The organism is Ruegeria sp. ABV4_181 (genome assembly GCF_056158465.1).
On sequence record NZ_JBSWTI010000002.1, the window covers coordinates 1477907 to 1488618 of the forward strand.

A 10712-nucleotide genomic window follows, 5' to 3' on the forward strand; every position below is an offset into this window, starting at 1 on the left:
AGGGGCCATGCTGCGCCGCTCCCGAGATCTGCAGTGAGCCCAATGCGGCTTTTGCCAACCTCTCAAACTAGCACATTCCGGGAACCTTCCAGTTCGAGTTTTAGTCCCTTGCGGGCAGGGCAACCTCGCCTTCCCAATCAGAAATACGGTGCGGTAGCGCCAGGAATTTTGACGCCACACGTGTTTTGGTCGTTCCACTTCCGGTCATCCCCGAATATTTGCCGGTAGAGGAAACGATCCGCCAGTTGTTGACGCCGAAGGAAACAACCTCCCATCTCATGGTGAATGTGTCCTCTTCTTCACCATAAACACAGACGCCACTGCCGCTGACACCGCTGGGCCCGCCGAAACCCGAGCCCACGCACCGGACAAACCCAGGATCGATTGGTCCCTCGTCAACGGTATAGGTCCCATAGTTGTCCTCTTTCCAGAACACGTCCTCGCCCGCGGAAATTTGCTCTTGGTTGACAACATAGAAGTTCGTTACCGAAACTTTCTCTGCAGCAGTCAGGCAATGAGGTGCAATGAGGACCGCGGGGATTAGCATTGAACGCAACATGTTGTTTCCTTCGACAGTGGGCAGAGCCAGCATGATAGAGCCTATGTCATTTATTGCCAGGAAGGGAACTCATAGCTGGATTTGCAAAGTCATCTTTAGTACGTGGAGCCAAAGCTTTGAGTAAGGGCCCGTAGGACTTCGAGAATTCAGCGAGATGATGTAATGAAGGCTGAGCTGTAGCCCGGCGCTCTCCATTCCGCAGAATGTGACTTTCTCTATAGCACGAGACGTTGACTCCTATTCTACGAGTCTGCGCGTCAGGGGGTGGAACAGGTCCGGCGGATTGCCAATCTCTTTAGTCAACCCATGTACGTTGGCGTAACGCATGGCGAGATCTAGCTCTTTGCGATTTGCGTCGATGCCATAGCTCCAGTAATTCTCTCCCATCAGCGCGCGGGTGGATTGGAACTCTTCAACCGCCCAAGGCAAAGTGACCTTTAACGCAGTGGTGTCGTCCAGTGTGGTATAGGTGTTTTGCTTGGCATCACTGTACATCTTGAACAGCTCGGCCATCAGGTCGGGATTGGTATCGGCTAGCTCGCGTCGCACCGCGACCGCATGCATGATCGGGAACACACCGGTCTTCTTGTAATACGCTTGCTCGGCAGCTTTCACATTGGGGAACAGCTGGCGCACGCGCGGATCGCCTTGCAAAAACGCGTAAGGGGTGATTGCTGTGATCAGGGCGTCGCATCCGCCGGATACCAGGAGCTCTGACTCGTTTACCCCGGCTGGACCTTTGGTCAACGGGAAGTCGTCCGGCAGAAAATGGCGGTTCAAGTTTGGTGAGCCTGGTGCGCCATCCGAGCTTTCGGTGGTTTCAATCCATTGCATGTCCTGGGGATGTACGCCGTATTCGTCAGCCAGCATGCCGCGAATCCAGGTATGGGCGCTATAGCCATAGCCGGGTGTCCCAACCCGCTTGCCCCTCAGGTCTTCGGGTGTGTCGATCCCGGCATCCGCGCGGACATAGATGTTGCGATGGCGAAAGGTGCGCGAGATGAACACCGGCAAAAGCGTGTAGTCGCGAAATCCGTTGTTGATGTATTGGCGGATAAAAGGGATTAGGCCGATCTCGGTCACGTCATAGCGCTGTTCCGGGCCAAAGGCCGACTGCGAAAGAGCGTAGATATTTGAGGTTTCGAACTTCACCTCTCGATCTGGCAACCCAACACTACCATCCATTATGGCCTGCACGCGGTCATACGCGTAGCCGGCGACGGAGAGGGGCTCGGTGGATGTTGGTGCAGCCAGCGTTGCACCTGCGAGCCCAAGGGCCGGAACGGTTGCTAGGAATTGGCGTCTATGCATCTGACAGACCTTTTTTATGCTTGGGTTGGAACATTGGGCAGATCAGTTTGACAAGCGCAGTTTGGTTCGAACCGCGCTCGCCTGACTTTCCGCCTTAGTTGGCGTTTTTCCACCACATGAAGTGATCGACCAGTTCCACGGTCTCAGGCCTCAAGTTGTCGATCCCTTCGTAGGGCCGATCTTTCCCCGCAGCCGCATGGGGAAACTTGGCGATCTGTCGACGGTGGCGTTCCAGCATGTCCTGGAAGGACGCACCGGTCCAAATCGCGTTGCCGGGCATGTACAGCTCCTCACGCGGATCACGGTAGAGGTTGTAGACTGCCGAAAACGCACCACCGACACCGGGGGCAGGCAGGTGCCATTTATACTCGTTCTTCACAACCGAGCGCAGGACCTCGTTTTCATAGATGAACACATAGTCGCGGCGCCCATACCCTTCGCCGTTCAACAACAGCGAGGTCTGATCCACACCGTCAACAATCCGGTCGCGCGGCAGGAAGTCTTCGCCGCCACCAATCCGGGCAAGTGTCGTGTAGAGGTCCGAAATATGCACGATGTCACCGACCATCGTGTCCTCTTCCAGAACGCCCGGCCAGCGCATGAACGCGTTAACGCGCACGCCCCCTTCGAGGTGCTGGCCCTTGCCGCCGCGATAGACACCCTGCGAGTATCCGGTTGTGCCGAGATACTGAAGCATCGGGCCATTGTCGCCCATCACGATGATGATGGTGTTGTCCGCAATGCCGAGGCGATCAACTTCCGCCACGACCTCACCGAACCATTCATCCGCGGTTGTCATGCGTTCGACCCAAAGGCCGCCATTCGGGGTCTGGGCCTGTTCGATGTCGGTCTGAGAGAAATTTACAGGCCAGAGGGGCCAGTATTGCAGAAAGAACGGCTCGTCCCCTTCTGCCAGCTCATTTAATTGGTCGAGGGCCTGCTGATGATAGCGCAGGTTCATCTCGACATAATCTTCATGGGTCCAGGTTTCCCCGGCTTCGATCCCGACTTCGCGTGCGGTTTCACCCTTTTTGCCTTCAAGTCCATAGACCATGGAGCTGGGCCGGAAAAAGCGATCCTTGTGGAGTGCATTGGACTGCGTGGTCGTGTCGTAGCCAACGATGATGTTCCCATCAGCGCCGTCACGTGTCATGACCGACAGCTGCGCCTGTTGGTGAACGGGAAACGCGGCCCAGTCAAAGCCCTGATTATGCGGATAGGCTTCTTCGATATCGCCCATGTGCTATTTTCCGATATGACTTGTGGAGTATCCCGCCTCGGACAGAACTTCGGCCAGAGTGACTTCAGAGGCGGCAAGCCCCTCACCGGTGGTTGCGCCTTTGGTTTCCTGCATACCTGTGCGCACCGGGTGGCGCCCGGTTGTCACGGCGATGCGTGTCGGGGTACAGGATGGCTCGGTGTACATCCGCAAAAAGTTCATACCTTGATCAGCGAACTCGTTGATATGTGGAGTTTTGCTGCCGCGCACAAAGGACAACTCGGGAATACCAATCTCGCCAAAACCAAGATCGTCAATCAGGACAAAGATGATGTTCGGAGCCTTGCCGCCGTTTGCTTCGCGGATCTCCGACAGCTTTGCGTCAATGGCCTGATCCTCGGTTTGCCAGCGACCACCGTGTTGCGACTCCAGGATGTAATACTCGCTGTCGTGAATGACGGCGCTTTCCTGGGCGAAACCCGGAATTGCGTTTATGGCGAGGGCCATACTCGCAGCTCCGGTCATCAGAAATCTGTTCAAGTTCATCTATTTGTTCTCCTTGCGCTGCATTAGTTTCAATTCACAAGCCGAAACGCGGTGTCGAAGCTCATTGGTCAATTCGGAGACAATACCGGCGAACACCCCCGCCTTTGGGCCACCCTCTCGCTCGAGTTCCCCCGCAACAGCTTCGAGGTCTTCAGCAACTTCGGTAAGTCGTAAATCGTGTTCCTTAACCCGCATGAATCGGGAAAAAAGGGTCGGGTCGTGTCGCTCCAGAAAACTCACCTGAGACTCGGCTGCTTGGGTTACATGGTCACAAGATCGCAGTTAGATTTTGCCTTGAGGAAGTGAGTCACCCTAAGCTGGAGGGGTGAGTTCCAGGCGTAAGGTGCCGAAATCAATGAATGATCACGATCCAAAAGCCTCGGGAAACACCGGTGATGAGGCCGGGCTTGTTGAGGCCGAGATGCGCGATGCGATCGCGCGTGTCATTCAAAGTGATTTGTTTTCTAATACACCACGGCTGCGTGAATTCCTCGAATACGTTGCCAATGAGTCCATTGCTGGAAGTAAGGAAAAACTTCGGGCCAAATCGATTGCGTTTTTTGTCTATCAGCGCGATCCGGTGGATGAACGGTCTTCGGCAAACGTGGTGCGCGTGGAAGCGCGCCGATTGCGCCGGTTGCTTGAAGATTATTACGAGACTGAAGGGCGCGAAGACCCCGTACGGGTTTATATAGACAAAGGCGGCTACGCTCCCCGGTTTGAGCGGCAAGCGCATTTCAACGAGAAAACCATACAAGAAACAGCAGTAAAACAATGCTCTACGGTTTCCGGAACACGGACGCTCGACATTCTTTTTTTTCAGCGCAAGTGGTGGCAACTTAGCGCAGTAGGGGTAATTTGCGTCACGGCGCTTTCTGTCGTCGTCGCTCAATTGAATGCGCCTCAGGACGTGCCTGCAGACAGGTTGCTCAGGGACGAACGCGAAGCGCTCATGGAGCGATCTCCTGCTGCGTTGGAAGCAGCGAACCTTACTGCTCAGGCGCGTGGGTTGATCTATCCGGTTTTTGACGCTGAGCGTCAGCGGTTGACCACAGAATTGTTTCGCGCAGCAATTGAGGTGGATCCGAACTCAGCAGAGGCCCATGCAGGGGCAGCACAGACGCTGGCATCCCAGGCTTTGCTATCTCTCGCAGGATCTCAGCATGACATGTTTCTGGCTGAGGCAAACCAAATGCTGGAAAGGGCGCTTGAATTGAATGCTTCTCTGGCATGGACCCAATCTGCGGCTGGCTGGGTTGCTTATGTCGGAGGGGATTACGACGCTGCATTGCGGTTTTCAAAGCGCGCCGCTTCGCTGGCCCCGAACGACGGCAATGTGTTGGATTTTTATGGTGTCATCGCGATCATGTCTGGCGAATGGGAAACCGCAATAGATGCGGCGTCACGATCCAGAACGCCCCTTGGCGCCAATACCCGCTATGCCGATCAGAACATCCTCGCCGCTGCACGCTTCCATATGGGGGACTATGGTGAGGCTGCCCGTCTCATCGAAACCAACAGTGCGGAAGGCGGGCCAATGTCGGCACCAGTCGTGATGTATCTTGCAGCGACCTATCAAGCGATGGACCGCGAGCGTGATGGGCAGCGTGTGTTGGCCTTGCTCAACGAAGATTGGCCCGGAATTCCAGCAGAGCGCATCCTCAAACGCCTGCATCGCGATGACGAAAATGCAATGTCTGTTGTGAACCGGCTGCGTGCACTTGGCTGGGATGGATGACGTCTTGGACAGAACCAGACTTCGAAAATACACCAACCTGGTTTCTCAAGTCTTGCCAGAAGTTCAGTCTCAACAGCCTTTGACCTAGCTTTGTGAATGCCTAACCAGCGCTCAACCGGGGCATCTAAATCTTGCGTAGTCATAGGTTGTAAACTTGTATCCCGTGCGGCAGCAATGTCCGCATTCTGTGAGTTCGCTTGTGTTGAGATTTTGCGGTCGCAGCGAATGGCCGGTTCAAGGGGCCGCGCCGCAGCATCTCGACCGGGTGGTGGAGGTCGGCTATGGGCCGTCCTCATCGCCGTGTTCTGGGTCCGCGAATAGGATGCTGCGGTAGCTCCGATGACGGCTGCGAGTCCAAAGCAACGAATGCTGCGCGGCGGTTGAATGTCGGGTTGTCCCGGACTGTATTATAATAAGAAACTCACCTTTCTGGCTGCCGATGGATGAAGTCGAGGGCGGCTACGCGACGTCGAAGCGAACCGAAACCGTCAACCCGGGTAAACTGTTTGTTGCCGTTAATAGCGCCGAATGATGATCTGCAATTGCTTTCACCAGCGCCAAACCCAAACCATTCCCAACACTATTTCGTTCGCTTTCAAGTGTATAGAAAGGAACAAAAAGCTTGCCCAGTGTACTTTCAGGAACGCCAGGGCCGTCGTCAACCACCGCAAGTGTAACGGTGTCGTCTTCTTGTGCAATAAGAAGGCAAACTCGGGAGTCCTGCGGACAGTGATCGATTGAGTTCTGCAATAGGTTTGCACAAAGTTGTTTCAGCATACCTTCATCGCCTTCGATCAGAACACGCCCTGAACGATTCTCCACAAAACTGAGACTTTGGCTCTTAACTTCCGCAAGAGGAATCATAGTCTCAACAGCTTCCCGACCCAGCCTGTTCAAATCTAGATAGCTGAATGCTTTGGGACTATCACCTTCTTCGATACGGTTGATCCGCAAAACGGTTTCGAAGGTCCATTTGAGACGGTCAAGTTCAGATTGAATTTTGTCGAAAGGCTCAAGAGATTGGCCTTCTGATTGTAATAAATCTCTAGCTTCTTGAAGTGCGATGTAAGCATGAGTGAGCGGATTCTTTAGATCATGTGCAATGGATGCTGCTGTTGATCGGGTTGTGGACATCAAAGCTGTTAGGTTGTCGAGGTGGCCGTTCATTAGCCTTGCTACCCTGTCTATCTGATCGTTGTTCTTACCGACCGAAAGTCGCGCTTTGGTCTCACCCCTTGATACTTTGTTGAGCGTTTTCGCCATCTGATCGAGCTTGCGATATGTTCTTATGCTGGAGACATAGCCAACCAAAAGCGTGCAAACTGTTGCTCCTAATCCGATTGCAACCAAGGACCACGCCAGCGACTGAAGCGTGCTCTTTACGAATGCAAGATCGCGGCCAACCACAACTACAAATCCGCGGTAGGCTTGCACATTTACCCGATGGATACGTTTTTCACCGCCTAGATTTATGCCATCATCTTCGATTTCGCCCCAACCTCGAAAAGAGGGGTAGTCGTCGATATTACCCGCCAGACGCTTCCCTTGACTGTCGAACAGGCCAATCAAACTGGTATCGAACGGCAGCCAGAGGGTCGCGTCATCAATCGCTTGGACAACATCGGAATCGTTGTCGTTGTCGTCCAGGATTTCCTGAATGAAACGCATTTCATCAATTAACAACGAGTCCATTTCCCGTTGCAAGTCGCCACGAATTCTCTCGAATGTCAAAAAGGCCAACGCTGCAACTGAAAAGAGAATTACTACTGCCGCATACAATGCCGTAGTAAAGGCTGCTCCAGAAACAATGTTTGAGCGTTTCATTAGTCTTTCGTCCGATTTTACTGGCGACGCCATGTGGCTTGGCTAACAGCAATCCTGTTTTAGCCGGTCTAGTGTGTGATCCGGAGGTTTTAGCTGCAATATTAATGTAAGAATGGGGAATTTCGCTGAAGTTGTTGCACCGATGGTGATTCAGCCCCGATAAAGTGTAAAAAGGTAAAGGCCCTGACGTCCGTGCAAGCTGCACTTGATTGAGCACTTCCGGTCACCTTTAACACATGACATACAAGGATTTCATTGCCTGATAAAGGCAGCGAATGAATGTAGGTTTCGATGAACTTGCAGCGCGCCCCTCCGAGGGGGGGAGGGGCGCGCTGCTTTGACTGTGGAAAGCTAGCTTGTGAGTGAGTGGTCCGTTTCTTCTCGGTACCGGTGACACCCTTCAGGAGGGTAGCGAGTGCTTCCTCAGTCGAGTATTCGGTTTCAGTTCCAACCTTGACGGCAATTTCTGCAAGTTGTCCTTGCCATTGGGCTTTCATCAACCTTACGTTTTTGAAAGGTTATGCGATCTGCCTCTTGGATCATTGAATGATCTGTGTTGTTTGCCCACCCTTTGTGCAGTGTCCGTGATCTTCGATCGATGTGGCGCCATGCGTGGACAACTCATAGGTCATGGTTGGAAAATGAAGCGCCAAGGTCCAGACTTCGTCGGTCTTGATATGGATGAATGTTACTCCGTCCAGACCGTGTGCGACGGAGGCCACGCCTTCATTATTCTGCACAATCAGGCGCGCTTCTAAGTGGTCATCATCCTGAAAGATCTGAATGATTTCATCATTCGATTCTGACGTGCATAGATATTCTGTTTCGTCTGCGATCGCCGCAGACGCAGGCAAAAGTGCCGATAGGAGTATTGCTTTCTTCGTCATTGTTTTCCCGTTCAAAAGGTTGTGTTTTCTGGATTGAATGGTCCGAGTGATGGTTCGAATTGTGAGCGAACAGTTCTTTCGATTATGTACAGGCTGCGATGGGAGGCTTTCCAAAGCTGACACACACCCGCAGGCCCGGTTCATTGTTTTCCGCGGTGACTATTGCGCCGTGGCGCGTGGCAACAGCCTTTACAAGCGATAGGCCAAGCCCATTGCCGTCTTCATTTCTTGTGCCGTCTGCTCGAAAAAACGCGTCAAAAATCTTGCTGATTTGGGGTTCTGGTACCCCTGGACCGTTGTCTGTCACAATCAGCTCAATTACATCGGGCTTGGCTGTCAGGGAAATCCGGATCCAAGATCCGGAGGGGCAATACCGGAGCGAGTTGTTCACGAGATTGACGAGCAGCTGCTGCAGCATGTTTTCGTCGCCTCGAATCAGTATCGTGTCGGCGTTGTAGTCTGCAGAGATGTGCTTACCTGCATCGACGGCAACTGGATACAACGCCTCGGCAACACCCTCAACGAGCGCGCTCAGATTCACTGTTTTAAAGCTCTTTTGATGCTTTCCTTCCTCGATCTGCGAGACCTTGAGGATCGTGTCAAAAACTACTCTGATGCGCCTTAGGTTGCTCTCTAGTTCATTGAGGCTGGATCGCGGGTCGCCCCCGTACTCAACTTCGCTGTAAACCTGTTGCAAAGCGATAAAGCCATTGGTTAATGGTGCCTTCAAATCGCGGGCAACTGTGACCGCAGTAGCATGAGTGCTATTCAGCAAGCTCGAAATCCAGTCGAGACGTCGGTTAACCAACTGGAAAATCCGATCGAATTGATCGCCCGATCCCGAAACCGGAAGGCGAATAGAGCCAGTCGCTTGAACAGGCGGTTCGAGAGTTCGCTCAACCCATTTTAGTTTCCGATAGTTTTGAGAGCTGAAGTAGTAGCCAAGACCCAAAACAGTCATGGTTGTGGCAAACGTCAGTAGCAATAACCCTTCCCAAAGTGTTGTCAAAGCTTGACTAAGCGATGTCATGCTACGGGCGACTACTGAGCGATACCCAAGATACTCAGACGCATGAACCAAATAGACAGGTGCGGTCCCGCCGACTTGAACAAAGTCCGGATCCACCTCATGCCATCCGTTCGTATCAGGCACTTTCGCGATTGACCCGGCAAGTGCAGAACCGCTTTGGTCGAGCAGCGCAACTACGTGAAGTTTGGTTCGATTGGGGTTATTCAAATGCTCAATTGCTCGCTGAACTGCGTCTGCGCCGCCTTCCCGCAATATCTCATGAAGCAAAAGCTCTTCATCGAGGATTTGTTGTTCGAGTTCAGAGCGGAGCTTGCCTTCCAGCGCCAGATAGGCTGCATATCCGAAAACAGCGGTAATGATCCAGACAATCAATGCGGCGAAACAAGCAGTCTGGAATGGCGCGCCCGAGGTAATGCTAGCGCGGCCCATGAAGGCTGTATCCAACGTTTCGAGACGTGTGCAAAAGTGGCTTTTCGAAAGGCTTGTCTATCTTCGACCTCAGACGGCTGATGTATGTTTCAATCACGGTCGAATTCGGATCAAAATTATAGTCCCAAACTTGCTCCAGAAGCATGGTGCGTGTCACCACCCGCCCTGTATTGCGCATCAAGACTTCCAACAGCGCAAATTCGCGCGGCAGCAATTCTATTGTCACATCTTGCCGTTTCACCACCCGTTTGAGGAGATCCATTGATAGATCGTGGACATGAAGTTCGGTTGTTGAGACATCGGACGGTTGGCGCCTGATTATGCTGTTTAAACGCGCCAGCAGCTCTGAAAAATGAAAAGGCTTTACCAGGTAGTCATCTGCACCTTCGGTCAAACCTTCTACTCTGTCCTGAACGTCTCCTATTGAAGTAAGAAACAGAATCGGGGTCTGTTTTTTCGCGGCCCTAAGTGCCTTGAGAACGGAAAGACCATCCATTCCTGGTAGCATGCGGTCTAGGATTATGGCGTCACATTCATTGTACAGACAATATGACAGGGCATCCCGACCATCTTCGTACCACTCCACACTAAAACCGTTTGACCTTAGTCCTGAATTGACAAATTCGGCGGTTTTTTTGTCGTCTTCTGCGACGAGTATTTTCACTTCAATCCCTCCGATTTTGCTACTGGATCCACTTGCTGCAGTTTGGAATGCGCCGTAGATGAACCCAGCCATAACGAGATAGCTGAGTCCATTTGGCAAATCGTTGCAGACTAGAGGCTCAACGTTTCTTCGACGGCTTTCACCTGAAGCCGGGCGAGACCAAGATTGGCGGTTTTCTTGTCTAATGCGACATACACAAAGATGTTCGGGTTTTTGTCCAGCGGGCGGACCAAATGAAACTGTTTGCCAAGCGTTATCAGAATGTCTTCGATGGTATCGTTAAGTTTCAGCGCTTCGATTGCCTGAAGTTTGGCGCGTACGACTTCAACATTCGCAGCGCCGGCAGTTTCAAGGTCAAACTTTGAACCACCCTCAGTGCCTAGTACTAGGCCCGTGTCGCTGTCCACGAGGCACGCCCCCATTAGACCTTTGATTTCGCTTAGTTTAGAAATGTCCAACGACATGATTGGCTCCTTTTTGGCCTTGGAATTGCTGATCTGACTCG

General features: G+C 52.7%; 11 protein-coding genes. 1 reads left to right on the top strand and 10 read right to left on the bottom strand.

Annotation, left to right across the window (positions count from 1 at the left end):
• Nucleotides 1-100: 100 nt before the first annotated feature.
• The 5 genes from ACXAC3_RS07315 to ACXAC3_RS07335 all read right to left on the bottom strand — a co-directional run bounded on the left by ACXAC3_RS07315 (nucleotide 101) and on the right by ACXAC3_RS07335 (nucleotide 3875).
• A complete protein-coding gene (locus ACXAC3_RS07315) occupies nucleotides 101-592 on the bottom strand; it encodes a hypothetical protein (RefSeq protein WP_475158184.1) in 492 nt (163 codons plus the stop codon).
• A gap of 204 nt (nucleotides 593-796) precedes the next feature.
• Nucleotides 797-1870: an ABC transporter substrate-binding protein gene (locus tag ACXAC3_RS07320; protein ID WP_475158185.1), complete on the bottom strand. Its 1074-nt coding sequence runs from the start codon at nucleotides 1868-1870 to the stop codon at nucleotides 797-799.
• A gap of 94 nt (nucleotides 1871-1964) precedes the next feature.
• Nucleotides 1965-3110: a sulfatase-like hydrolase/transferase gene (locus tag ACXAC3_RS07325; RefSeq protein WP_475158186.1), complete on the bottom strand. Its 1146-nt coding sequence runs from the start codon at nucleotides 3108-3110 to the stop codon at nucleotides 1965-1967.
• Between the two features lie 3 nt (nucleotides 3111-3113).
• Entirely contained in the window at nucleotides 3114-3635 is a 522-nt protein-coding gene (locus ACXAC3_RS07330; RefSeq protein WP_475158187.1) for a sulfatase-like hydrolase/transferase, read from the bottom strand.
• Nucleotides 3636-3875, bottom strand: coding sequence for a hypothetical protein (locus ACXAC3_RS07335; protein ID WP_475158190.1), 240 nt, complete (start codon nucleotides 3873-3875; stop codon nucleotides 3636-3638). It abuts the gene before it with no gap.
• Between the two features lie 115 nt (nucleotides 3876-3990).
• On the opposite strand from ACXAC3_RS07335, the gene ACXAC3_RS07340 reads away from it, so the two are divergent.
• Nucleotides 3991-5373, top strand: a complete 1383-nt coding sequence (locus ACXAC3_RS07340) for a tetratricopeptide repeat protein (protein WP_475158194.1) — start codon at nucleotides 3991-3993, stop codon at nucleotides 5371-5373.
• 459 nt (nucleotides 5374-5832) lie between these two features.
• On the opposite strand, the gene ACXAC3_RS07345 is transcribed toward ACXAC3_RS07340, so the two are convergent.
• The 5 genes from ACXAC3_RS07345 to ACXAC3_RS07365 all read right to left on the bottom strand — a co-directional run bounded on the left by ACXAC3_RS07345 (nucleotide 5833) and on the right by ACXAC3_RS07365 (nucleotide 10671).
• A complete protein-coding gene (locus ACXAC3_RS07345; RefSeq protein WP_475158196.1) occupies nucleotides 5833-7197 on the bottom strand; it encodes a sensor histidine kinase in 1365 nt (454 codons plus the stop codon).
• 539 nt (nucleotides 7198-7736) lie between these two features.
• Nucleotides 7737-8084 (bottom strand): hypothetical protein, encoded by a 348-nt coding sequence (locus ACXAC3_RS07350; RefSeq protein ID WP_475158197.1) that lies wholly within the window; start codon nucleotides 8082-8084, stop codon nucleotides 7737-7739.
• 82 nt (nucleotides 8085-8166) lie between these two features.
• Nucleotides 8167-9543: a sensor histidine kinase gene (locus tag ACXAC3_RS07355; RefSeq protein WP_475158200.1), complete on the bottom strand. Its 1377-nt coding sequence runs from the start codon at nucleotides 9541-9543 to the stop codon at nucleotides 8167-8169.
• Nucleotides 9530-10207: a response regulator gene (locus ACXAC3_RS07360; RefSeq protein ID WP_475163381.1), complete on the bottom strand. Its 678-nt coding sequence runs from the start codon at nucleotides 10205-10207 to the stop codon at nucleotides 9530-9532. The genes ACXAC3_RS07355 and ACXAC3_RS07360 overlap by 14 nt, the downstream gene beginning before the upstream one ends.
• 110 nt (nucleotides 10208-10317) lie before the next feature.
• Nucleotides 10318-10671: a roadblock/LC7 domain-containing protein gene (locus ACXAC3_RS07365; protein WP_475158203.1), complete on the bottom strand. Its 354-nt coding sequence runs from the start codon at nucleotides 10669-10671 to the stop codon at nucleotides 10318-10320.
• Nucleotides 10672-10712: the final 41 nt, after the last annotated feature.

Bases quoted from the DNA above. Each gene is read 5' to 3' on its own strand.
- ACXAC3_RS07315 (WP_475158184.1), bottom strand. From the start codon at position 592: ATGCTGGCTCTGCCCACTGTCGAAGGAAACAACATGTTGCGTTCAATG.
- ACXAC3_RS07320 (WP_475158185.1), bottom strand. From the start codon at position 1,870: ATGCATAGACGCCAATTCCTAGCAACCGTTCCGGCCCTTGGGCTCGCA.
- ACXAC3_RS07325 (WP_475158186.1), bottom strand. From the start codon at position 3,110: ATGGGCGATATCGAAGAAGCCTATCCGCATAATCAGGGCTTTGACTGG.
- ACXAC3_RS07330 (WP_475158187.1), bottom strand. From the start codon at position 3,635: ATGAACTTGAACAGATTTCTGATGACCGGAGCTGCGAGTATGGCCCTC.
- ACXAC3_RS07340 (WP_475158194.1), top strand. From the start codon at position 3,991: ATGAATGATCACGATCCAAAAGCCTCGGGAAACACCGGTGATGAGGCC.
- ACXAC3_RS07345 (WP_475158196.1), bottom strand. From the start codon at position 7,197: ATGAAACGCTCAAACATTGTTTCTGGAGCAGCCTTTACTACGGCATTG.
- ACXAC3_RS07350 (WP_475158197.1), bottom strand. From the start codon at position 8,084: ATGACGAAGAAAGCAATACTCCTATCGGCACTTTTGCCTGCGTCTGCG.
- ACXAC3_RS07355 (WP_475158200.1), bottom strand. From the start codon at position 9,543: ATGGGCCGCGCTAGCATTACCTCGGGCGCGCCATTCCAGACTGCTTGT.
- ACXAC3_RS07365 (WP_475158203.1), bottom strand. From the start codon at position 10,671: ATGTCGTTGGACATTTCTAAACTAAGCGAAATCAAAGGTCTAATGGGG.